The sequence below is a fragment of the Erwinia rhapontici genome, assembly GCF_020683125.1.
Lineage (GTDB): Bacteria > Pseudomonadota > Gammaproteobacteria > Enterobacterales > Enterobacteriaceae > Erwinia > Erwinia rhapontici.
The window spans coordinates 4,284,923-4,307,444 of the sequence record NZ_CP085627.1; the positions used below are offsets into that span (position 1 = coordinate 4,284,923).

The following is a 22,522-nucleotide window of genomic DNA, read 5'->3' on the forward strand; positions in this document are numbered from 1 at the left end:
ATTAAACTCCCAACTTCCACGACAGAGTACGTAACAGATCGGCAAACACGCCCGCCGCGGTCACATCATTACCGGCACCGTAACCGCGCAACACCAGCGGAATCGGCTGGTAATAGCGGCTGTAGAACGCCAGCGCATTCTCACCATTTTTCACTTTATACAGCGGATCGTTACCGTCAACGGCATCGATTTTCACTTTACACGCCCCGCCCTCTTCAATCGCTCCCACGAAGCGTAATACTTTACCCGCCTCACGGGCGCTGGCAACACGCGCGGCAAACTCCGCATCCAGTTCCGGCAGGCGTGCCATAAACGTTTCCACATCCGCAATCGCCGTCAGCTCTGGTGGCAATACGGCTTCGATCTCAATATCGCTCAGCTCCAGCTGATAGCCCGCTTCACGCGCCAGGATCAGCAGCTTACGTGCCACGTCCAGCCCGGAAAGGTCTTCACGCGGATCCGGCTCGGTAAAGCCCATCTCACGCGCCATGTGGGTGGCATCGGACAGTGACACCCCCTCATCCAGTTTGCCGAAGATAAACGACAGTGAACCGGACAGAATACCGGAGAAGCTAATCAGCTCATCGCCGGCGTTAAGCAGATTTTGCAAGTTCTCGATCACCGGTAAACCGGCCCCAACGTTGGTATCGTAGAGGAACTTACGACGCGATTTCGCCGCGGCGGCACGCATTTGCTGGTAATAGTTGTACGACGAGGTATTGGCCTTTTTGTTCGGCGTCACAACGTGGAAACCGTCAGCCAGGAAATCGGCATATTGATCGGCGACCTGCTGGCTTGACGTACAGTCAACGATCACCGGGTTCAGCAGATGATACTCTTTCACCAGACGATTCAGACGACCCAGATCAAACGGCTCTTTCGCAGCTTTTAGCTGATCCTGCCAGTTGCCCAGCGGAATGCCGTGAACGTTGGTCAGTAATGCGCGCGAGTTGGCAATGCCGCATACCCGCAGATCAATATGTTTGTTTTTCAGCCAGGTTTGCTGACGATGCAACTGCTCGATCAATGCCGCCCCCACGCCACCAACACCGATGACAAAAACTTCGATCACCTGGTCAGTGGCAAACAGCATCTGATGTACCACGCGCACGCCGGTGGTCGCTTCATCGTTATCCACCACCACAGAGATCGAACGTTCGGACGACCCCTGGGCAATCGCCACAATATTGATGTTAGCGCGCGCCAGTGCAGAGAAGAATTTCGCAGAGATACCACGCAATGTGCGCATGCCGTCACCCACGACGGAGATCACAGCCAGATGCTCCATCACGTCCAGCGGCTCCAGCAGGCCGTCTTTCAATTCCAGATGGAATTCATCTTCCAGCACGCGGCGCGCACGGGCCAGATCGTTCTGTGACACACAGAAGCTGATGCTGTATTCCGAAGAGGACTGGGTGATCAGCACGACAGAGATACCGCTGCGTGACATGGCAGCAAACACGCGGGCGGCCATGCCCACCATGCCTTTCATTCCCGGGCCAGAGACGTTAAACATCGCCATATTATTCAGGTTGGTGATGCCTTTCACCGGGTTGTCCTCATCGCTGCCATCGCCACCAATCAGGGTGCCGGGTGCTTGTGGGTTGGCGGTATTTTTAATCAGGCAAGGGATTTGGAACTGGGCAATCGGGGCAATGGTACGCGGATGAAGCACTTTGGCGCCGAAGTAAGAAAGCTCCATCGCTTCCTGATAGGACATCGACTTCAGCAGTCGCGCGTCCGGCACCTGGCGCGGGTCGCAGGTATATACGCCATCGACGTCAGTCCAGATTTCACAACAATCAGCGCGCAGGCAGGCAGCCAGCACGGCCGCTGAGTAGTCGGAACCATTACGGCCCAACACCACCAGCTCACCCCTTTCGTTGCCGGCGGTGAAGCCTGCCATCAGCACCATGTTGTCTGCGGGAATCTGGCTGGCGGCAATGCGGCGGGTAGACTCAGGAATATCGACAGTGGATTCAAGATAATGACCTACGGCCAGTAGCTGTTCCACCGGGTTGATCACGCTGACGCCATAGCCGCGCGCCTGGAGCAGCCCTTCCATAATGGCGATAGAGAGCTTTTCACCGCGGCAAATGATGGCGGCATTGACGCTATCCGGGCACTGCCCCAGTAGTGCAATACCGTGCAATACCTGCTTCAGTTGAGCGAACTCCTGATCAACGACGCCTTTAAGCTTGTCAAAAGCAAAGCCAGGCTGTGCTTCAACCAACCCCTGCAACAGCTCGGCGAAGATTCGCTCAGCGTCACTGATGTTAGGCAATGCATCCTGCCCGCTGATGGTTTTTTCAATCATCGCCACCAGGTGATTGGTAATCTTCGCTGGCGCGGACAATACGGTAGCAACCTGTCCCTGCTTTGCATTACTTTCCAGAATGTCAGCCACACGCAGAAAACGTTCCGCATTGGCTACCGAGGTTCCACCGAATTTCAGCACTCGCATGTTCAAGCTCTCCTGAATTTTTGCCGAAAAAAAAGCCCGCACTGTTGAGGTGCGGGCTTTTTTTTGATTTTTCCTGTATGCGTCAGCCCGCACCGTTACCTGTGGTAATGGTGGTGGTAATAATGATTGTGGTAATCAGGCTGTTTTTACGCATTGAGATTTATCTTTTATCTGTCTGTTAAATCTGTCGGCTTTCAGAATTAAAGCAAAGTGCCAGCCAAGTCAATTTTTTTATCGAATGGCCTCTTTTTCCCGGCGATGTCGTCAGACCCTTTTCGTCTTCCTTGCCGATCTGTTCTGTTACGCTATGAAAAAATGGCAGTAAATCACACCAGTTTTCATGCTTCATCCAGCGTTTTTCTCTACAGCTTTTTTTCTATGTCATGCAGCAGTCGATGCAACATGGCGGTATCTCGCTGCTGAAGCAAACCGATACGTTGCTGCAACCAGTCTGCCAGCTTTTCATCCCCGGCGACGTCCAGCCGCTGCAACAAAAATTGCGCACGCAGGCGGAGCGCCGCAAGTTGTTCAACGTCCGCAGCAGGTTCCGTCTGCGCGCTCACCTGGCGCAATGCCGAGAGTTGATAGCAATAGACCATCACCGCCTGCCCCAGGTTCAGCGACGGATAATCACCCGCCATCGGAATCCCCGTCAACAAATCGGCCTGCGCCAGTTCTTCATTCGTTAAGCCGCTGTCTTCGCGCCCAAAGATCATCGCCACACTGCCTGTCCACCGTTGCTTCTCTTCCAGTACCTGCTGCACCTCCTGCGGCGTGGCATAGTAACGGAATTTCGCGCGAGAACGTGCCGTAGTGGCAATACTAAAATCAATATCGGCTAATGCTGCCTCAAGTGATGCCCAGTGGCTGGCATTATCCAGAATGTCACCCGCCCCGTGTGCAACGCGTCTCGCTGCCGGATCAAGGTGCGCCTGGCTGTCAACAATACGCAGTTCGCTAAATCCCATGGTTTTCATGGCACGGGCCGCCGCACCGACATTTTCAGCACGCGCAGGAGAGACAAGGATAAAAGGAAAACGCATAACCACCTTCATATAGAGAGAAATTCACAATGTTGATGATGCCTTCCCCACAGTGGAAAAAACATCCGGCAATATTTAACATATTATCAACACCCTGGTGGGTTGATTTAAATCGCCGTAATCGAATGATAAACCTATTTTTTCTTGATAACCCACCGAAAAACAGGCTTCATTACAATAACACTCATATTATCAACTAATTAACATTTATTAATGTGTGCCGTAACCCGACTGTTAACCCTCTGCATTAAATAGCGCTTTTTAGGGGGTATTTGTGAGCTAACCTGCCAATCTGGGAAGAGTTTTTCACAAAAGTGTTAACGTGCTACAATTGGTTTGATATAAGTCAACTAAGCGTTGTTTTATTGCGTGATGGTTGTTGCCTGTGCTGTTATGTTGCTGTTAATACAGTTAGGATATACGCCGTTTTGGCACTGCCGGGGCATGCAGGATACATCCTAATGGCTGCGCAAAACCCAAAAATCATTAAGGGTTGGCCGCGTTGTTGACGGTACATGGATTGTGTATCAAGAACATCATTCTGTACTGCTGTTGTTTTGCTACTGGCTCTGAACACCAGGTGTAGCCAGCGCCAACAGCCGTATGTCCTGTTTTCGATTTTGTTGGCAATTTTAGGTAGCGAACACATGCAGACCCCGCACATACTTATCGTTGAAGACGAATTAGTTACTCGTAATACGCTCAAAAGTATTTTTGAAGCCGAAGGCTACATGGTTTATGAAGCTACAGACGGCGCTGAAATGCACCAGATACTGACGGAAAATGACGTCAATCTGGTCATTATGGACATCAATCTACCAGGCAAAAATGGCCTGTTACTGGCACGTGAACTGCGCGAGCAGGCAAACGTGGCACTGATGTTCCTCACCGGCCGTGATAACGAGGTCGATAAGATCCTCGGTCTTGAAATCGGCGCCGATGACTACATAACCAAACCGTTTAATCCGCGTGAGCTGACCATTCGCGCACGCAATCTGCTGTCCCGCACCATGAATCTGGCCGCGGTCAGCGAAGAGCGTAAGCTGGTTGAATCCTACCGCTTTAACGGCTGGGAACTGGACATCAACAGTCGTTCACTGGTCAGCCCGCAGGGCGAACAGTATAAGCTGCCGCGCAGCGAATTCCGCGCCATGCTGCACTTCTGTGAGAATCCAGGCAAGATTCAGACCCGTGCTGATTTGCTGAAAAAAATGACCGGACGTGAACTGAAGCCACACGATCGCACCGTCGACGTGACCATTCGCCGCATCCGTAAGCATTTTGAATCCACACCGGATACACCAGAAATCATCGCCACGATCCACGGCGAAGGTTACCGCTTCTGCGGCGATCTGCAGGATTAAGTTTTGAGGGCGAGGTATGCCTCGCCCCAACTTATTATCCCTTGCCCCAGGGGATTATCGGCACCGCACTCAGCGCATTTTTCGGCGAACCATCGACGACCTTATCGGAATAGCTCAAATAAATTAACGCATTACGATTTTTGTCGTAGAAACGTACCACCTGGAGTTTCTTGAACACCAGCGATGTCCGTTTACGAAACACCACTTCCCCTTCGGCTTTACCCTGCTTAATTTTCTCACTGAGTTCTACCGGCCCCACCTGCTGACACGAAATAGCGGCATCCGAGGTATCTTCTGCCAAACCTAAGCCCCCTTTGATTCCTCCCGTTTTCGCCCGGCTCAAATAACAGGTGACATTTTTCACGTCCGGATCGTCAAATGCTTCCACCACGATCTTATGATCGGGACCGAACATCTTAAAGACAGTATCTACAGAACCGACCTGTTCTGCCTGAAGCGTGCCGGAGCAGAGCGCTATTGAAGTGACTATTAACACTTTTTTAATTGTCATGACGTGACCATTTCAAAGAAAATAGATGACATTGTAAGGTACATGAGCAACAGTTCATGCCTTTACGATTTATCACGCGATGTTGTTTAAATCAGCGCGGATACGGGTACATTTTTCAGTTACAACCTAACAATTAGCAATTAATGCTACTATTCGTCGACTTTGCTTACCTTGCACCAATTATGAGTAACATGAGGACGATTTATGGACCAAGCCGGTATCATTCGAGATTTGCTTGTCTGGCTGGAGAGCCACCTGGACCAACCTTTATCACTGGATAATGTCGCGGCGAAGGCAGGTTATTCAAAATGGCATTTGCAAAGAATGTTCAAAGACGTCACAAGTCATGCGATTGGCGCTTATATTCGCGCCCGCCGTCTGTCGAAAGCTGCCGTAGCATTACGTTTGACGAGTCGCCCGATTCTCGATATTGCTTTGCAGTATCGTTTTGACTCTCAACAAACTTTCACCAGAGCCTTTAAGAAACAATTTGCCCAGACGCCAGCCTGGTATCGCCGGTCATCAGACTGGAATGCCTATGGGCTGCGCCCACCGATTCGCCTCGACGACGTCAGATTACCCGAACCGACCTGGGTAAGTCTGCCGGAAATCGTGCTGATTGGGCAAACCCAATCTTATACCTGCACACTGGAGCAGATTTCACGCTTCCGTGATGAGATGCGTATGCATTTCTGGCGCCAGTTCCTGACGGAGACGGATACCGTTCCGCCAGTGCTGTATGGTCTGCACCAGTCGCGCCCCAGCATGGAAAAAGACGATGAGCAGGAGATTCTTTACACCACAGCGGTCACCGCTGAGTCCATTTCCAGCCAGTTGCATTCAACGCAGACGGTCGTGCTGGAAGGAGGCGATTATGTGCAGTTCACCTATGAAGGGCCGCGTAACGGACTTCAGAACTTTGTCTTACAGATTTACGGCACCTGTATGCCAACACTGAATCTGACACGTCGTCACGGTCAAGACATTGAGCGCTTCTATACCCACGGCGGTAAGAAACGTCCAGAGCCACCTGTCGACATCCATTGTGAATATCTGATCCCGATACGACGCCAGTCGTAATCACCGATGATCCAGCAAGGGCCGAGAATATCGGCCCTTTTTCAGGGTTAGCGCTGCAGTTCGTCGAGGGAAGTATCCTCCAGATGCGCAATATCGCCCGCAGTCTCCACCACCCAGCCAGAAGCCAGCCAGGCGCTGTGTTGGTGATCCACGCGGGAAATTGAGCAATTACGTAAGCGAAGGCGACGTTCCGCATTCGCCGGTAAGCCGAGGATCGTACTGAGCAGTACCCCCAGTGCCATACCGTGGCTGACAATCAGTGGACGACTACCCTTAGGCAATGCCAGACAGGCATCCAGCGCCTGGTGCATGCGCTGCGCCATTTCACCCATCGACTCCCCCTGTGGGATACGGCCGTTCTCCGTGCCATCCACCAGTGCCTTACGCCAGCCCTCTTCTTCAGCATTCAGTGAATCCAGCAGGCGCTCTTCCAGCACCCCCATATTCAGTTCACGCAAACGAGAGTCCAGCACGACCGAACAGCCACAGGCATCGGCAATGATCTCGGCGGTACGGCGGGTACGGCCCAGATCGCTGGCAATGACATGGGTAATGCCCAGCTTTTTGACGCGATCTCCTACCTGATGAGCCTGCTGCTCTCCTTTCTCAGTCAGCGCGCTGTCTGACTGCCCCTGAATGCGACGTGCCGCATTCCATAGCGTTTCTCCGTGGCGAACAAGATAGACCTGTAACATGCGATTTTCCGTTATACTGCGACAAATTTGCGTAGAGGGTTCAAACAATTATGTACCATGTTGTCGCTGCTACCATCAATCCAGCCAAAATTAAGGCAATTTCTCAAGCGTTCAGCGATATCTTCGGGGAAGGATCCTGCCATATTGAGGGTGTCGAGGTCGACAGCGGCGTTGCTGCACAACCGATCACAAACACAGAAACGCGAACTGGCGCACGTCAGCGCGTGATGAATGCTCGCCAGGTCAGACCGGAAGCCAATTTTTGGGTGGCCATTGAAGCCGGTATTGAAGATAACACTGCCTTCGCATGGATGGTGGTGGAGAATCACAAACTACGCGGCGAATCGCGTTCTGCCAGCTTCACTCTGCCTGCCATCGTGATGAAAGGTATCCATGCCGGACGTGAACTGGGCGAAGAGATGGCCCGCCTGACCGGCGTTAACGATATCAAACATAAAGGCGGTGCAATTGGTGCTTTTACTGCCGGTCGACTGACGCGTACCAGCGTTTATCACCAGGCGCTCATCCTCGCACTGTGCCCGTTTCATAACGACATCTATCAACGCAAAGACGACGAAGAGAGCTCAGACCTTATCTGATCCACTGAGAAGCTGTGTCTCCAGCCATGTTTTCAGGGCAGGAGGCGCACTTTTCAGGCTGTTTGACCCCCGCGTAATCGTCGCAATCCCGGCTCCCAACTCGTTTTTCAGCTCCCGCTGGCTCATTGTCCCGCGCATCAACTCTTCAACAATACGCAGTCGGGTACCCAACGCCTCACGCTCGTCCGGCGTCAGCATCAATTGTAATAGCGGAAGGTGCAGTTCGCCCTGATAGGCACGTTGCAGCAGCGTGACAAAACGCAGCCAGTCTTCGCTCGCCGGGTCAGTCGTGATGGGAACAGGAGTTGAGTTGGTCATGATATTCCGCCATACTATTTAACTAGTACAGTAGCATATCATCATCGCCGTCATACGAGAAGCCACAGCGGTGTTGGCTGTCTCTTCACGTATTCCGGCGATGACACGCAATCAATAACGCTGCTGCCACTCGCTGTCGGAAAACAGTTTATCCGACTGGTTAAGGAAGTAGCGGTAGTAGGCATCATAAGCCAGTACGTTCTTCACATAGCCGCGGGTTTCCGAGAAGGGAATGGTTTCGATAAACGCCACCGCATCCAGTTTCCCTGCGCTGTTACCCTGCCAGGTGCGCACGCGCGACGGCCCGGCATTATACGCAGCCGAGGCAAAAATGCGGTTCTGACCGAACTGTTGGTATACCGACTCCAGATACTGCGTACCAATCTGGATATTGGTTTCTGCATCCAGCAGCTGGCTGCTGTTGCTGTAGCCCGGAATGCTGAATTTGGTCACAGTATGCTGTGCCGTGGCCGGCATCACCTGCATCAGACCGGATGCGCCAACCGGGGAGCGTGCTTTCGGGTTCCACGCACTCTCCTGCCGGGCAATCGCCATCGCATAGCTGATCGGGATGCTCTTACCGCTGATATTGCGTTCAAACTGCGGCTGCCACGCCAGTGGGAAGCGCTCCTGCAAACTGTTCCACAGTTTACCGGTAATCGTTGCCTGCACGCTGAGATCCCACCAGTTTTGCTGACGTGCGAAGCTGGCCAGCATCTGCTGCTGCGAAGTGGTGCGGCTGGACACCAGATAGCTCCATTCGCTGCGCGCCAGATTATCCATTCCCCAGTACATCAGTTCGCGAACACGGGCAATTTCAGGGCCGCGGGTCAGGCTGCCGTCCACCGCCGGGGCTTTGTCGACCTGCAACGGATACTCCACCCCCAGTTTCTGGGCGGCGACCATTGGATAGAAGCCACGCTCACGCATCAACTTACGCAGGATGCCTTCCGCCTCTTCTTTGCGCCCCTGCTCCATCAGCAGGTCAGCCTGCCAGTACTGCCACTCATCTTTTGCCTTGTCTTCGACCGGCAAACGCGCAATCCAGGTATTCATACCCCGGCGATCGTTGTTCCCCAGCGCCATCCGCACCCGGCGCTCAATCAGCGAGGTTGAATCACTGCGCATCACCACATCGTCGCGCCAGCGTGCCTGCTCACTGCTCGTATCATTACCCATCAGGCGCCAGGCGACCGCATCTTTCAGTTCCTGCGTTTGCTGATCGTCCATTTTTTGCAGCTGTACCAGCGTGGGTATCAGCTGGCGTGCGCGTTCCACATCCGTGCGCGCCAGGCTGGCAAAGGCAATTGCCGTTGCCTGGCGGGTAAAGTCGGTTGCCCCGACATTACGTGCAAAGTTTTCTACCGTGCCGGGATTGTTCTGTAAATCCATCACCGCATTGGCAATGGTCTGGTAATCCTGCGGGAGTTGCTTCGCCAGGAAGTTCACCAGATTGGTGTTACCCGCTTTCATCGCCAGACGTATACGTTCCAGCGTGGTAATCGGATTCTGCTGTCCGGCCATTTGCCAGACGCTGAACAGTTTATCGCAGGTGCCCGGCAGGGAACTCCCGGTCAGCCAGATAGATTTCGCCCCTTCCCATGCCACCTGCTCCTGGCCGGTAGCCCATTTGGCGTAATACCAGTTACAGCGAGCCGCAACCGGCTTCGGCGCGTCAGGGCTGAAAACCAGCAGCCCACGCCAGTCTTCACGCCGGGCCAGCTCATTCACAAAACGCGAAGAGAGCGAGCGCACCGGCGGCAGCGTAGGATAACGCTGGATAAAGTCTTTCACTGCCAGCCCGGTTTCCTGATCCAGGCTCTGCGCAAGCTGGCGATACTCCAGATAGGGATAGAGTGGGTAGTCACGCAGCGTGGGCATCAACTGCCCCACGATATCCATCTGTTTATTATCCCACGCCTGCTTGATTTGCAGATAACGGGTACGCTGTTCATCCAATGAGTCTGCACGGGCACTGCCGGTTACCGCTGTTAAACAGGCTGCCACCACCCACCACTGCCACTTGTCCACCATGACTTTCCCCACGTTATTGCCTCGTCTTATCCTGAACTGCGAAATATTCCCCCTTCATGCTAACCAGGAGCAGCCCTTCATGCCATGTACTCAACAAATATTTACGGAATACCCACACCGCAACCACCGTAATTAAGGAGATGGGGCCAGTTTGAGGTAAGCCGGACGTCACGCACCAGGGATGGCGCGAGTCGAGGCCGGCATGGATGCGTCTTTTGCCGGTCCGACGTGCTCAAACTGGCCTCAGACCTGTCTTCCGTGCCCCACAATTGTACAAACCCTGCTCGCTGATTGTGCACCCTCTGTGCACCCAGGCAACTAAAACCTTTAAAATCAAAACACTAAAATCTGGCACGCGGTTTGCTCTATTGAATTCCATCTTGTATACCAGATGGAATTCAACTTATGGCTTTTACCACAGGGTTTACGTTACAGGACTGGCAGCACCAGTATCAGCAGCATCCACAGGACGTACTGTCCACGCTGGACGCCCTGCTGGCGGATCTCTCCACCGACGATAATGCGTGGCTGTATCTCGCCACGCCCGCCCAGCTGCGTGCTCAGGTGGAACCGTTACTGGCCGCCTGGCAGCAGGATCCGGCATCGCTGCCGCTGTTTGGCGTTCCCTTTGCGGTAAAAGACAATATTGACATCGCGGGCTGGCCCACCAGCGCGGCCTGCCCGGCCTTTACCTACACGGCTGAAAGCGATGCCGTCGCTGTCGCCAACCTGAAGGGCAAAGGGGCGATTGTTATTGGCAAAACCAACCTTGACCAGTACGCCACCGGGCTGGTCGGCACCCGCTCGCCGTTCGGCGCGGTCTGCAACACCTTTAATCCTGAGTATGTCAGCGGCGGCTCCAGCTCCGGTTCTGCCTCCGTCACCGCTCGCGGCCTGGTCTGCTTTGCCCTCGGCACGGATACCGCCGGTTCCGGTCGCGTGCCGGCAGGATTTAACAATATCGTCGGCCTGAAGCCGACCAAAGGCTGGCTCTCTGCCACTGGCGTTGTCCCTGCCTGTCGCCTGAACGACACCATTTCCGTGTTTGCGCTGACGGTGGAAGATGCCTTCCTCGTCGCACACTGTGCCGCAGGCTACGACAGCCTGGATGCTTACTCTCGCGCAAATCCGGGCCTCGCCCCGGCAGCGATGCCCACCTCACCACGATTTGCCATCCCTGCCAGCCCGGCGTTCTTTGGCGATACACAAGCACAGGCGGCCTGGGAAGCGGCCTGTACCGACCTGATTGCGGGAGGCGCCAGCTTAAAACCCATCGACTTTACCCCGTTCTCACAGCTGGCTGAGCAGCTCTATTACGGTCCGTGGGTCGCGGAGCGTACCGTTGCCGTGGGTGACATGCTGAGCCGCCCGGAAGAGATGGACCCGGTGGTGTATGGCATCGTCGCCAGTGGCAACCACTACAGCGCCGTGGACGCTTACAAAGCGGAATATCTGCGCGCCGAACTGACGCGCCAGATCCAGCAGACCCTCAGCCAGTTTGATGCACTGGTCGTCCCCACCTCTCCGACCATTCATACGCTGGAAGAGATGAAACAGGAACCGGTGCGGTACAACTCGCAGTTCGGCACTTACACTAACTTCACTAACCTCGCCGACCTCGCCGCCCTGGCCCTTCCGGCCCCGTTCCGCGCCGATGGCCTGCCTGCCGGGATAACCCTGATCGCCCCGGCCTGGTATGACCGTGCGCTGGCGACCTTTGGCACCCGCTGGCAACAGCAGCAAGCCCTGAGTCTTGGTGCCACCGGCAAACCTCAGCCTGCCCCCGCCTCCCTGCCCGCCTCACCGCTGCACGTGCGTGTGGCGGTGGTCGGTGCGCACCTGACCGGCATGCCGCTCAACCACCAGCTCACGCGCCGCGATGCCGTACTGGTAGAAGAGACGCAGACCGCCGCCAGCTATCGCCTGTACGCGCTGGCTAACACCGTCCCCGCCAAGCCGGGGCTGGTTAGAGATGCGACGGGCGCCGCCATCATCGTCGAACTGTGGGATATCCCACTGGCACGTTTTGGCGAGTTCGTGGCGGAGATCCCCGCCCCGCTGGGGATTGGCACCCTGGAACTGGCCGACGGTCGCAGCGTGAAAGGATTTATCTGTGAACCTGCCGCCCTGGCGCAGGCTACCGACATCACCGAATTTGGCGGCTGGCGCCGCTGGCTGACCCGCGAGGTATCTTCACATGTTTAATACCGTACTCATCGCTAACCGGGGCGAAATCGCCTGTCGCGCCATCCGCACCCTGAAACGACTGGGGATCACCAGCGTGGCGGTTTACTCCGAAGCCGACAAAAACGCGCAGCATGTCAAAGATGCTGATATCGCTCTCGCCCTCGGCGGCGATAAAGCCAGCGACAGCTACCTGGTCATCGATAAGATCCTTAACGCCGCCCGCGAAAGCGGTGCGCAAGCCATCTGGCCAGGCTACGGCTTCCTGTCAGAAAGCCTGCCCTTTGCCGCCGCCTGCGAAGCGGCCGGGATCGTTTTTATCGGCCCAACAGCGCACCAAATCGGTGAATTTGGCCTCAAGCACCGCGCCCGTGAACTGGCCGCTGCCGCAGGCGTGCCGATGACACCGGGCACACCCTTACTGGATTCACTGGAAGAGGCATTAAGCGCCGCAGGCCGAATCGGCTACCCGGTGATGCTGAAAAGCACCGCCGGGGGGGGCGGGATCGGCCTGACGCGCTGTGCAGACGAAACAACGCTGATCGCCGCCTGGGAGAGCGTACGCCGCCTTGGCGAGCAGTTCTTCAGCGATGCCGGGGTATTCCTGGAGCGCTGTATCGACCAGGCCCGCCATGTAGAAGTGCAAATCTTCGGTGATGGGCAAGGCAAGGTCGTGGCCCTCGGCGAGCGCGATTGTTCACTGCAACGCCGCAATCAGAAAGTGGTGGAAGAGACGCCGGCCCCGAACCTCCCTGCCGCCACCCGCACCGCCCTGCTCGACTCGGCGGTGAAACTCGGTGAGCTGGTCAACTATCGCAGCGCGGGCACCGTGGAATATATCTACGACGCCGCACGCGATGAGTTCTTCTTCCTCGAAGTAAATACCCGTTTACAGGTCGAGCATCCGGTCACCGAGTGCGTCACCGGGCTGGATCTGGTGGAATGTATGCTGCTGGTCGCCGCCGGAGAGCAGCCGGACTGGGCGCGTATGGCACAGGCACCGCAGGGCGCCTCCATCGAAGTGCGTATTTACGCCGAAGATCCGCTGAAAAACTTCCAGCCCAGCCCAGGCGTACTGACCGAAGTCTGCTTCCCGGAAGGGGTGCGCGTCGACAGCTGGATCAGCACGGGCACCGAGGTCTCTGCATTTTACGATCCGATGATCGCCAAGCTCATCGTGCAGGGCAAAAACCGTGCGGATGCGCTGGAAAAAATGCAGACGGCGCTAAATGAAACCCGCCTGCACGGCATCGCCACCAACCTCGATTACCTGCGTCAGATTGTCGCCACTGAGGCATTCCGCAGCGGCCAGGTGTGGACGCGACTGCTCGACAGCTTCACCCCGCTTTCTCCGGTGGTGGAGGTTCTCCAGCCCGGCACCTGGAGCAGCATTCAGGATTATCCGGGCCGCCTCGGCTACTGGGATATTGGCGTACCGCCGTCCGGTCCGATGGATGACTATGCCTTCCGCCTCGCTAACCGCATTGTCGGCAACGCGGAAGAAGCCGCCGGGCTGGAATTTACCCTGCAAGGGCCCACCCTGCGTTTTCACAGCGATGCCCTGATCGCGCTGACCGGGGCCGCCTGCCCGGCAACGCTGGATGGCGAAGCGGTAGCGTACTGGCAACCGCTGGCAGTGAAAGCCGGACAGACGTTGACCCTCGGTCGCGCGCAACAGGGCTGCCGCACCTATCTGGCGGTACGCAACGGTTTTGACGTACCGGAATATCTCGGCAGCCGTTCCACCTTCGCTCTGGGGCAGTTTGGCGGTCACGCCGGGCGCACCCTACGCGTGGCCGATATGCTGGCGATATCGCAGCCCGCACTCGCCGCCTGTACCACTCCTGCTCCGGTCTGCGAACCCGCTGCCTTACCTGTCGCCGCGCAGCCCGTATACGCTGACGAATGGCGCATCGGCGTGCTATACGGCCCGCACGGTGCCCCGGATTTCTTTACCCAACAGTCTATTGATGAATTTTTTGCCAGCGAGTGGCAGGTGCATTACAACTCTAACCGCCTCGGCGTCCGCCTCGTAGGGCCAAAGCCCGGCTGGACCCGCGCCAACGGCGGTGAAGCGGGACTGCACCCGTCCAATGTCCATGATTGCGAATACGCCATTGGTGCCGTTAACTTCACCGGCGATTTCCCGGTAATCCTCACCCGCGATGGACCCAGCCTCGGCGGGTTCGTCTGTCCGGTGACCATCGCCAAAGCCGAACTGTGGAAAGTGGGCCAGGTGAAGCCGGGCGACCGCATTCGTTTTCATCCGATCAGCTTCGAGGAAGCCCACGCGCTGGAACAGGCGCAGACACACAGTGTGACGCGTCTCAACGCGCTGCATGCCCCGACATTTGCCGTGCCTTCACTGGCCGAAACCGATCACGGTTCCGCAACCGTACTCGCCGCCATCAAAGCCACCAGCACCACACCGACCGCTATTTATCGTCAAGCCGGGGATAACTACATCCTGCTGGAGTACGGCGACAACGTGCTGGATCTGGCGCTGCGTCTGCGCGTCCACCTGCTGATGACCGCCCTGCATGAGAGCGGTCAGCCTGGCGTGGAGGAGCTGTCACCGGGTGTGCGCTCCCTGCAAATCCGCTACGACAGCCAGATCCTCAGCCAGAAACAGCTGATGACCCTGCTGCTACAGCTGGAGAAAAATCTTGGCGACGTCACGCAGATGCGCGTGCCATCACGCATTGTCCACCTGCCGATGGCCTTTGAAGACAGCGCGACCCTCGGTGCCGTAGAACGCTATTCCGAAACCGTGCGTGCCAGCGCCCCCTGGTTGCCTAATAACGTCGATTTTATTCAGCGCATTAACGGGCTGAGCAGCCGCGAAGCCGTCAGCCAGACGCTGTTTGATGCCAGCTACCTGATCCTCGGTCTGGGCGATGTCTATCTCGGCGCGCCCTGCGCGGTGCCGATCGACCCACGCCACCGCCTGCTCAGTTCTAAGTACAATCCGGCACGCACCTTTACGGCGGAAGGCACCGTCGGCATTGGCGGCATGTACATGTGCATTTATGGCATGGACTCCCCCGGCGGTTACCAACTGGTGGGGCGTACGCTGCCCATCTGGAACAAGTTCCTGAAAAACGACCAGTTCGCGGCAAACGAACCCTGGCTGCTGCACTTCTTTGACCAGGTGCGTTTCTACCCGGTAAGCGAAGCCGAGCTGGACGTGCTGCGTGATGACTTCCGTGAAGGCCGCGCCACCGTTCGCATTGAGCAGTCAGTGTTTGATTTTGCCGAACATACGCAGTTCCTCAGCGATCACGCAGCCTCTATCGCTGACTTCCGCCAGAAGCAGGCCAGCGCCTTTGATGCCGAAGTGGCGCTGTGGGCGCAGGAAGACGAAGGTGCACCGCTGACCAGCGAAGAGACGCTGCGGCCCCCCGAAGAGGATGACGGTGCGTTGCAGGTCAGCGCCGATATGAACGGCAATATCTGGAAAGTGCTGGTGCAGCCCGGTGACGAGGTGGAAGCCGGTCAGCCGCTGATTATCGTCGAGGCGATGAAAATGGAGCTGGCGATCAACGCCCCACAGGCAGGACGCGTCAAACGTATCAGTTGCCAGCCAGGCCGCCCGGTCAGCCCTGGCGATGCCCTGCTGTGGCTGGAATGAACATGGACAGCAAACGCAGCAAAGATCGGCCGGAAGCCCTGGCCGATCGCGTCTACCACCAGCTAAAAAATGACATCTTTGATTTTCGTCTGATGCCGGGCGACCGCTTCAGCGAAAGCGAAGTCGCGGAACGTATGGACGTCAGCCGCACCCCGGTGCGTCAGGCCCTGTTTCGTCTTGAGCGTGAGGGCTATGTCGAAGTGTGGTTTCGCAGCGGCTGGCAGGTGCGTCAGTTTGACTTCGAATATTTCGAAGAGCTGTATGACCTGCGCACCGTGTTGGAGTGCGAGGCAGTCAAACGCCTGTGTCGCCTGCCCGCAGATGATTGTGCGGCACTGCTGACGCGCCTGACCTGCTTCTGGATCGATGAGCCGCGTCTGGAAGATGGCATAGCCGTTTCGTTACACGATGAAGCCTTCCATATCGCCCTGGTCGCCGCGGCAGGCAACAGCGAAATCGCCCGCATCCACAGCGAATTAACCGAGAAAATCCGCATTATCCGCCGTCTCGACTTCACCCGCGAAGACCGGATCAGCGCGACCTATAACGAACACGCCCGCATTCTGCGTGCGGTATTGCATCAGCACAGTGAGGAGGCCCAGCGCATTCTGACCGACCATATTGCCGTCAGTCGCGCCGAAGTCAGGAAAATCACCATTCATATGCTCCAGCAGGCAAGGTTACACACCGTTTCATCCAACTAATCTTTCAATACATTTAGGGGTTTACTGATGAAGAGACGTTCACTGCTCAAGGCCTTCGCGCTTTCTGCCACCGTAGTCAGCATGGGATTGTCCTGGAGCGCTCAGGCCGCCGATACCATCAAAGTGGGCATCATGCATTCGCTGTCCGGTACGATGGCGATTTCTGAAACACCACTGAAAGACGTGGCACTGATGACCATTGAAGAGATCAATGCCAAAGGCGGCGTGCTGGGTAAAAAGCTGGAACCAGTGGTGGTTGACCCGGCCTCCAACTGGCCGCTGTTTGCGGAAAAAGCCCGTCAGCTGCTGACTCAGGATAAAGCCGCCGTGGTATTTGGCTGCTGGACCTCGGTTTCGCGTAAATCCGTGCTGCCGGTTTTCGAGGAGCTGAACGGACTGCTGTTCTACCCGGTGCAGTATGAAGGCGAGGAGATGTCTCCAAACGTCTTCTACACCGGGGCAGCACCAAATCAGCAGGCGATTCCGGCGGTGGAATACCTCATGAGTGAAGACGGCGGCAGCGCCAAACGCTTCTTCCTGCTGGGCACCGACTATGTCTATCCGCGTACCACCAATAAGATCCTGCGCGCCTTCCTGCACTCAAAAGGGGTGAAAGACAGCGACATCGAAGAGGTCTACACGCCGTTTGGCTACAGCGATTACCAGACCATTGTTTCTAATATCAAAAAATTCTCTGCCGGGGGCAAAACGGCCGTGGTCTCAACCATCAACGGCGATTCCAACGTTCCTTTCTATAAAGAGCTGGCGAACCAGGGGCTGAAAGCCACCGACGTCCCGGTAGTGGCCTTCTCGGTCGGTGAAGAAGAGTTGCGCGGCATCGACACCAAACCGCTGGTGGGTAACCTGGCGGCGTGGAACTATTTCGAATCAGTGGATAACCCGACCAACGCTAAGTTCGTGGCAGCTTATCGCGCCTATGCCAAAGCCCACAAATTGCCGAACGCCGATACCGTGGTGACCAACGACCCGATGGAAGCCACCTATGTCGGCATCCATATGTGGGCGCAGGCGGTAGAGAAAGCCGGTACCACCGATGTGGATAAAGTGCGTGCAGCGATGGCCGGACAGACCTTTGCCGCGCCGGATGGTTTTACCCTGACGATGGACCAAACCAACCACCATCTGCACAAGCCGGTGATGATTGGCGAAATCGAAGATAACGGTCAGTTCAACGTCGTCTGGCAGACCGACAAACCGGTGCGCGCCCAGCCATGGAGCCCATATATCGCCGGCAACGACAAGAAGCCCGATCATCCGGTGAAAACCAGCAATTAATCCCGTGTAACCCCAGGGCCAGGCATGCCTGGCCCCTACACCGAACAATGTTGTACGGGTCGGCATGCCTGGCCCCTACGCCTAACAATGCTGTACGGGTCGGCATGCCTGGCCCCTACGCCGAACAATGTTGTACGGGTCGGGCAGCCTGGCCCCTACGCCTAACAATGTTGTACGGGTCGGGCATGCCTGGCCCCTACGCCTAACAATGTTGTACGGGTCGGGCAGCCTGGCCCCTACGCCTAACAATGTTGTACGGGTCGGGCATGCCTGGCCCCTACGCCGAACAATGCTGTACGGGTCGGCACGTCTGGCCCCTACGCCTAACAATGTTGTAGGGGTCGGGCATGCCCGACCCGTTATTTCTCCGGAGCCATAATGATGCGATTCCTGGTGTTACTGCTGTTCAGCCTGCCGCTTCTGGCCCAGGCAGGCCCGGCCGCCGACTTTGCCGCCGCCAGCCGCAGCGATCAACTGACACTCTTACAGCAGTGGGCCGCCGCACCGAATGCCAACCGCCTGCCTTTATTGCAGGCGCTGCACAGCGAAAACGTGGTGCTGGATGAACACAAACAGCCCTTTACCCGAACCAAAGACCAACTGGTCCCGCTGGAAGGCAACGCGGCGCCCGTGGGGGCAACCAAAAAATTATTTATGAACAACCGACTGCGCGTGATGATTACCTCTGCGCTCGCCGCACACCAGTTGGTCAGCCCGATTACCCCCATTCGCCTGCACGCCGCGCGCGCCTTGCAGAATGAAGCCAATATCGACCAGCTACCGCTGCTGAAACAGCGTCTGGCCGCCGAGGAAGATGCTACCGTTCATGCGGTGCTGGCCCAGGCCGTTGCCGGATTACAGCTGGCGGATCCTAACCCGCTGGTGCGTCTGGACGCGGTAAAACGGCTGGGAGAAACCAGCGATCCGCAAACGCAGGCCAGCCTGGAACACCTGCTGCAACCCCAGAATGAAGCCGATGCCCGCGTGCGTGCGGCGGCCGCCGATAGCCTGAAACAGATTCGTTATCGCCTGCTGCCCGGCGATATTTTAGGTCAGGCTTTTACCGGCCTGTCGCTGGGCTCGGTGCTGCTGCTGGCCGCTCTTGGACTGGCGATCACCTACGGCCTGCTGGGGGTCATCAATATGGCCCACGGTGAAATGCTGATGATCGGCGCGTATGCCACCTGGATTGTGCAGAACCTGTTCCAGCGCTTCGCCCCGGAGTGGCTAGCCTTTTATCCGCTGCTGGCCCTGCCGGCCGCTTTCTTTATCACCGCCGCCATCGGCATGGCGCTGGAACGCACCATCATTCGTCATCTGTACGGCCGCCCGCTGGAAACCCTGCTCGCCACCTGGGGTATCAGCCTGATGCTGATCCAGCTGGTGCGCATCCTGTTCGGCGCACAAAACCTGGAAGTGGCCAATCCGCCGTGGCTGTCAGGCGGCTTACAGGTGTTGCCTAACCTCGTGCTGCCGTACAACCGCCTGGCGGTGATCCTGTTTGTGATCGGCGTGCTGGTGCTGACCTGGCTGCTGCTGAATAAAACCCGCCTCGGCATGAATGTCCGCGCGGTCACACAAAACCGTGCGATGGCTGACTGCTGCGGTGTTCCTACCGGACGTGTCGACATGCTGGCCTTTGGTCTTGGATCCGGCATTGCCGGGCTGGGCGGCGTGGCGCTGTCGCAGCTGGGCAACGTCGGCCCGGAGCTGGGACAGGGCTATATCATCGACTCCTTCCTGGTGGTGGTGACCGGTGGCGTTGGGCAGTTGGCCGGCACGGTGGTGGCCGCACTCGGCCTCGGCATCCTGAACAAAGTGCTGGAGCCGCAGATCGGCGCGGTGCTCGGTAAGATCCTGATCCTGGTGTTGATCGTGCTGTTTATTCAGAAACGACCGCAGGGACTGTTCGCCTTTAAAGGGAGGGTGATTGACTGATGACGCAACCCATAACGCTGACCCTGGCACGAAAAGCCCCGCGCCTGACGACCGCGCTGGGTGCGGTGGTACTGCTGCTCTTGCTGCTATTGCCGTTCCTCGCGCTGCTGCCCGCCGACCACCCGCTATTTATGTCGACTTACACCCTGACGCTGGTGGGGAAAATCCTCTGCTACGCCATTGTGGCGGTGGCGCTGGACCTGGTGTGGGGCTACGCCGGGCTGCTATCCCTCGGCCATGGACTGTTCTTCGCTCTCGGTGGCTATGCCATGGGCATGTATCTGATGCGCCAGGCCTCCGGTGAGGGGATGCCTGCATTTATGTCGTTCCTGTCCTGGACCGAGATGCCATGGTTCTGGGCAGGCACGCAGCATTTCGCCTGGGCACTGTGCCTGATTGTGCTGGTGCCAGGCCTGCTGGCGCTGGTCTTTGGCTGGTTCGCCTTCCGTTCAAAAATCAAAGGCGTCTACTTCTCGATTATGACCCAGGCGCTGACCTATGCCGGGATGTTACTGTTCTTTCGCAATGAAACCGGCTTTGGCGGTAACAACGGCTTTACCGGATTCACCACCCTGCTCGGCTTTCCGGTGACGGCAACCGGCACGCGCATCGGGTTGTTTATGGCCACGGTGCTACTGCTGGCGGCCAGTCTGGCAATAGGTCTGTTGCTGGCGCGTAGCAAATTTGGCCGGGTGCTGACGGCGGTGCGCGATGCGGAAAACCGCCTGATGTTCTGCGGCTATGATCCCCGGGGCTTTAAGCTGTTTGTCTGGACGCTGTCTGCCGTGCTGTGCGGATTGGCCGGGGCGCTGTATGTGCCGCAGGTGGGCATTATCAACCCTGGTGAAATGTCGCCCACTAACTCGATTGAGGCCGCCATCTGGGTAGCGCTCGGCGGGCGCGGCACGCTGATTGGGCCGCTGCTTGGTGCCGGGATCGTCAACGGCGCCAAGAGTTGGTTCACCGTTGCATTCCCTGAATACTGGCTATTTTTCTTAGGCCTGATGTTTATCCTCGTCACGCTGTTCCTGCCGCGCGGCGTGATTGGCCTGCTGCGCAGGAGGAAACATGACTGAGCACCTGTTTACCCAGCCCCACCGCGCCGACCGTCACCGTGAACAGACGGATCCGGTGTTACAGCTGGAGAATATCAATGTGTCGTTTGACGGTTTCAAAGCGCTGACTGACCTCTCCTTACAGATTGGCGTTGGCGAACTGCGCTGCGTGATCGGCCCTAACGGCGCGGGAAAAACCACGCTGATGGATGTGATTACCGGCAAAACCCGCCCGGATAGTGGCCGAGTGATCTACGACCAGAGCATCGACCTGACCACCCTTTCCCCGGTGGAAATCGCCCGCATCGGCATTGGGCGTAAATTCCAGAAACCGACGGTGTTTGAAGCGCTGACGGTATTTGAAAATCTGGAAATTGCCTTAAAAACCGATAAATCGGTCTGGGCCAGTCTGCGCGCCAGACTGAACAGTGAACAACAGGATCGCATTACCGAGGTGTTGAAACTGCTGCGCCTTGGCAGTGAACGCCAGCGCCCGGCGGGCCTGCTTTCCCACGGGCAGAAACAGTTTCTGGAAATTGGCATGTTACTGGTGCAGGACCCGCATCTGCTGCTGCTGGATGAACCCGCCGCTGGCATGACCGACGCAGAAACCGACTATACCGCCGAACTGTTCCGCACCCTTGCCGGCAAGCATTCGCTAATGGTGGTGGAACACGATATGGGCTTTGTTGAAACCATTGCTGACCATGTGACGGTGCTGCATCAGGGCCAGGTGCTGGCGGAAGGTTCGCTGCGCGACGTGCAGGCAAACGATCAGGTCATTGAAGTCTATCTGGGGCGATAATATGTTACAGGTCTCTGAACTACATCAATATTATGGCGGCAGCCATATCCTTCGCGGGTTGTCATTCGAAACAAAACCCGGCGAGATAACCTGCCTGCTGGGGCGTAACGGTGTGGGGAAAACTACGCTGCTGAAATGCCTGATGGGGCTGATCCCGGCGAAATCCGGCAACATCAACTGGCAGGGGCAAACGATCAACCAGCGCAAACCGCACCAGCGGGTGCAGGCCGGGATCGCCTATGTGCCCCAGGGTCGGGAGATCTTCCCGCGTCTGACGGTGGAAGAGAATTTGCTGATGGGACTGGCACGCTTTTCAGGCAGCCAGGCCACGCAGGTGCCGGAGGAGATCTGGCAACTCTTTCCGGTTCTGTGGCAGATGAAACAGCGGCGCGGCGGCGATCTGTCCGGTGGTCAGCAGCAACAGCTGGCGATCGGCCGGGCGCTGGCCTGTAAACCGCAACTGCTGATCCTCGATGAACCCACCGAAGGGATCCAGCCTTCGGTGATCAAAGAGATCGGGGCGGTGATCCGCCAGCTGGCCGCACGCGGGGATATGGCGATCCTGCTGGTCGAACAGTTTTACGATTTCGCCGCCGGGCTGGCCGACAATTATCTGGTGATGTCACGGGGGGAGATCGTCCAGCGTGGGCGCGGCGAAGCGATGGAAGCCGAAGGCGTCCGGGGGCTGGTAACGATTTAACATTCTCTCAGCGCAGTGACCTCCAGACGCTGTTCACCTTTCCTGTTATTTTGTAAACTCTGACAAAAAGCCATTCGATTAGCGAGTGGCTTCTCTCAGGT

General features: G+C 56.9%; 18 protein-coding genes and 1 other annotated feature. Of the genes, 11 read left to right on the top strand and 7 right to left on the bottom strand.

The annotated features are described in order from the left end of the window. Nucleotide 1 precedes the first annotated feature (1 nt). The 3 genes from thrA to LJN55_RS19775 form a co-directional block, all read right to left on the bottom strand. Nucleotides 2–2,464, bottom strand: coding sequence for a bifunctional aspartate kinase/homoserine dehydrogenase I (thrA, locus tag LJN55_RS19765; RefSeq protein WP_227535105.1), 2,463 nt, complete (start codon nt 2,462–2,464; stop codon nt 2–4). A 25-nt stretch (nt 2,465–2,489) separates the two neighbouring features. Then, nucleotides 2,490–2,611 (bottom strand) — a sequence feature (Thr leader region). Then, the gene (gene thrL, locus LJN55_RS19770; RefSeq protein ID WP_105594825.1) at nt 2,547–2,618 is read right to left on the bottom strand and encodes a thr operon leader peptide; all 72 of its coding nucleotides are present in this window, start codon (nt 2,616–2,618) and stop codon (nt 2,547–2,549) included. Its footprint overlaps the feature before it by 65 nt. 208 nt (nt 2,619–2,826) lie before the next feature. Continuing rightward, entirely contained in the window at nt 2,827–3,507 is a 681-nt protein-coding gene (locus tag LJN55_RS19775; protein ID WP_133842729.1) for a tRNA/rRNA methyltransferase, read from the bottom strand. 647 nt (nt 3,508–4,154) lie between these two features. On the opposite strand from LJN55_RS19775, the gene arcA reads away from it, so the two are divergent. Next, complete coding sequence (arcA, locus tag LJN55_RS19780) at nt 4,155–4,871, top strand: two-component system response regulator ArcA (RefSeq protein WP_133842373.1); 717 nt, start codon at nt 4,155–4,157, stop codon at nt 4,869–4,871. Nucleotides 4,872–4,905: 34 nt separating this feature from the next. On the opposite strand, the gene creA is transcribed toward arcA, so the two are convergent. Beyond that, a complete protein-coding gene (gene creA, locus LJN55_RS19785) occupies nt 4,906–5,382 on the bottom strand; it encodes a protein CreA (RefSeq protein WP_133842374.1) in 477 nt (158 codons plus the stop codon). 204 nt (nt 5,383–5,586) lie between these two features. Here creA and robA point away from each other — a divergent pair, with 204 nt between their 5' ends. After that, nucleotides 5,587–6,462 (top strand): MDR efflux pump AcrAB transcriptional activator RobA, encoded by an 876-nt coding sequence (gene robA / locus LJN55_RS19790; protein ID WP_227535106.1) that lies wholly within the window; start codon nt 5,587–5,589, stop codon nt 6,460–6,462. A 47-nt stretch (nt 6,463–6,509) separates the two neighbouring features. Here robA and gpmB read toward each other — a convergent pair whose 3' ends face one another. Continuing rightward, nucleotides 6,510–7,157, bottom strand: coding sequence for a 2,3-diphosphoglycerate-dependent phosphoglycerate mutase GpmB (gene gpmB, locus LJN55_RS19795; RefSeq protein ID WP_227535107.1), 648 nt, complete (start codon nt 7,155–7,157; stop codon nt 6,510–6,512). A gap of 50 nt (nt 7,158–7,207) precedes the next feature. On the opposite strand from gpmB, the gene yjjX reads away from it, so the two are divergent. Further along, nucleotides 7,208–7,756: an inosine/xanthosine triphosphatase gene (gene yjjX, locus LJN55_RS19800; protein WP_133842377.1), complete on the top strand. Its 549-nt coding sequence runs from the start codon at nt 7,208–7,210 to the stop codon at nt 7,754–7,756. Here the strand turns inward: yjjX and trpR are convergent. Then, on the bottom strand, nt 7,742–8,074 hold the full coding sequence (gene trpR, locus LJN55_RS19805; protein WP_227535108.1) for a trp operon repressor: 333 nt from the start codon (nt 8,072–8,074) through the stop codon (nt 7,742–7,744). The two genes, yjjX and trpR, sit on opposite strands and share 15 nt — an antisense overlap. 111 nt (nt 8,075–8,185) lie before the next feature. Further along, the gene (gene sltY / locus LJN55_RS19810) at nt 8,186–10,108 is read right to left on the bottom strand and encodes a murein transglycosylase (protein ID WP_227535109.1); all 1,923 of its coding nucleotides are present in this window, start codon (nt 10,106–10,108) and stop codon (nt 8,186–8,188) included. 405 nt (nt 10,109–10,513) lie between these two features. Between sltY and atzF the strand changes: the two genes are divergently transcribed. From atzF to urtE, 8 genes are all read left to right on the top strand, one after another. Then, on the top strand, nt 10,514–12,313 hold the full coding sequence (gene atzF, locus LJN55_RS19815) for an allophanate hydrolase (RefSeq protein ID WP_227535110.1): 1,800 nt from the start codon (nt 10,514–10,516) through the stop codon (nt 12,311–12,313). After that, nucleotides 12,306–15,923 (top strand): urea carboxylase, encoded by a 3,618-nt coding sequence (gene uca, locus LJN55_RS19820; RefSeq protein ID WP_227535111.1) that lies wholly within the window; start codon nt 12,306–12,308, stop codon nt 15,921–15,923. Before atzF ends, uca begins: the two co-directional genes overlap by 8 nt. Nucleotides 15,924–15,925: 2 nt before the next feature. Continuing rightward, nucleotides 15,926–16,627, top strand: coding sequence for a GntR family transcriptional regulator (locus LJN55_RS19825; RefSeq protein ID WP_159336862.1), 702 nt, complete (start codon nt 15,926–15,928; stop codon nt 16,625–16,627). A 27-nt stretch (nt 16,628–16,654) separates the two neighbouring features. Then, nucleotides 16,655–17,923 (top strand): urea ABC transporter substrate-binding protein, encoded by a 1,269-nt coding sequence (gene urtA / locus LJN55_RS19830; RefSeq protein ID WP_133842383.1) that lies wholly within the window; start codon nt 16,655–16,657, stop codon nt 17,921–17,923. A 378-nt stretch (nt 17,924–18,301) separates the two neighbouring features. Continuing rightward, a complete protein-coding gene (gene urtB / locus LJN55_RS19835) occupies nt 18,302–19,861 on the top strand; it encodes an urea ABC transporter permease subunit UrtB (RefSeq protein ID WP_374760143.1) in 1,560 nt (519 codons plus the stop codon). After that, on the top strand, nt 19,861–20,937 hold the full coding sequence (gene urtC, locus LJN55_RS19840; RefSeq protein WP_227535113.1) for an urea ABC transporter permease subunit UrtC: 1,077 nt from the start codon (nt 19,861–19,863) through the stop codon (nt 20,935–20,937). The genes urtB and urtC overlap by 1 nt, the downstream gene beginning before the upstream one ends. Then, nucleotides 20,930–21,721, top strand: coding sequence for an urea ABC transporter ATP-binding protein UrtD (gene urtD, locus LJN55_RS19845; protein WP_133842385.1), 792 nt, complete (start codon nt 20,930–20,932; stop codon nt 21,719–21,721). The genes urtC and urtD overlap by 8 nt, the downstream gene beginning before the upstream one ends. Before the next feature lies 1 nt (nt 21,722). Beyond that, nucleotides 21,723–22,421, top strand: a complete 699-nt coding sequence (gene urtE, locus LJN55_RS19850; protein ID WP_171149240.1) for an urea ABC transporter ATP-binding subunit UrtE — start codon at nt 21,723–21,725, stop codon at nt 22,419–22,421. The last annotated feature ends 101 nt before the right edge of the window (nt 22,422–22,522 follow it).

Coding starts and splice junctions, on each gene's coding strand:
- robA (WP_227535106.1), top strand. CDS start 5,587: ATGGACCAAGCCGGTATCATTCGAGATTTGCTTGTCTGGCTGGAGAGC.
- urtE (WP_171149240.1), top strand. CDS start 21,723: ATGTTACAGGTCTCTGAACTACATCAATATTATGGCGGCAGCCATATC.
- LJN55_RS19825 (WP_159336862.1), top strand. CDS start 15,926: ATGGACAGCAAACGCAGCAAAGATCGGCCGGAAGCCCTGGCCGATCGC.
- uca (WP_227535111.1), top strand. CDS start 12,306: ATGTTTAATACCGTACTCATCGCTAACCGGGGCGAAATCGCCTGTCGC.
- urtD (WP_133842385.1), top strand. CDS start 20,930: ATGACTGAGCACCTGTTTACCCAGCCCCACCGCGCCGACCGTCACCGT.
- creA (WP_133842374.1), bottom strand. CDS start 5,382: ATGACAATTAAAAAAGTGTTAATAGTCACTTCAATAGCGCTCTGCTCC.
- urtA (WP_133842383.1), top strand. CDS start 16,655: ATGAAGAGACGTTCACTGCTCAAGGCCTTCGCGCTTTCTGCCACCGTA.
- LJN55_RS19775 (WP_133842729.1), bottom strand. CDS start 3,507: ATGCGTTTTCCTTTTATCCTTGTCTCTCCTGCGCGTGCTGAAAATGTC.
- sltY (WP_227535109.1), bottom strand. CDS start 10,108: ATGGTGGACAAGTGGCAGTGGTGGGTGGTGGCAGCCTGTTTAACAGCG.
- urtB (WP_374760143.1), top strand. CDS start 18,302: ATGATGCGATTCCTGGTGTTACTGCTGTTCAGCCTGCCGCTTCTGGCC.
- trpR (WP_227535108.1), bottom strand. CDS start 8,074: ATGACCAACTCAACTCCTGTTCCCATCACGACTGACCCGGCGAGCGAA.
- gpmB (WP_227535107.1), bottom strand. CDS start 7,157: ATGTTACAGGTCTATCTTGTTCGCCACGGAGAAACGCTATGGAATGCG.
- atzF (WP_227535110.1), top strand. CDS start 10,514: ATGGCTTTTACCACAGGGTTTACGTTACAGGACTGGCAGCACCAGTAT.
- thrA (WP_227535105.1), bottom strand. CDS start 2,464: ATGCGAGTGCTGAAATTCGGTGGAACCTCGGTAGCCAATGCGGAACGT.
- arcA (WP_133842373.1), top strand. CDS start 4,155: ATGCAGACCCCGCACATACTTATCGTTGAAGACGAATTAGTTACTCGT.
- urtC (WP_227535113.1), top strand. CDS start 19,861: ATGACGCAACCCATAACGCTGACCCTGGCACGAAAAGCCCCGCGCCTG.
- yjjX (WP_133842377.1), top strand. CDS start 7,208: ATGTACCATGTTGTCGCTGCTACCATCAATCCAGCCAAAATTAAGGCA.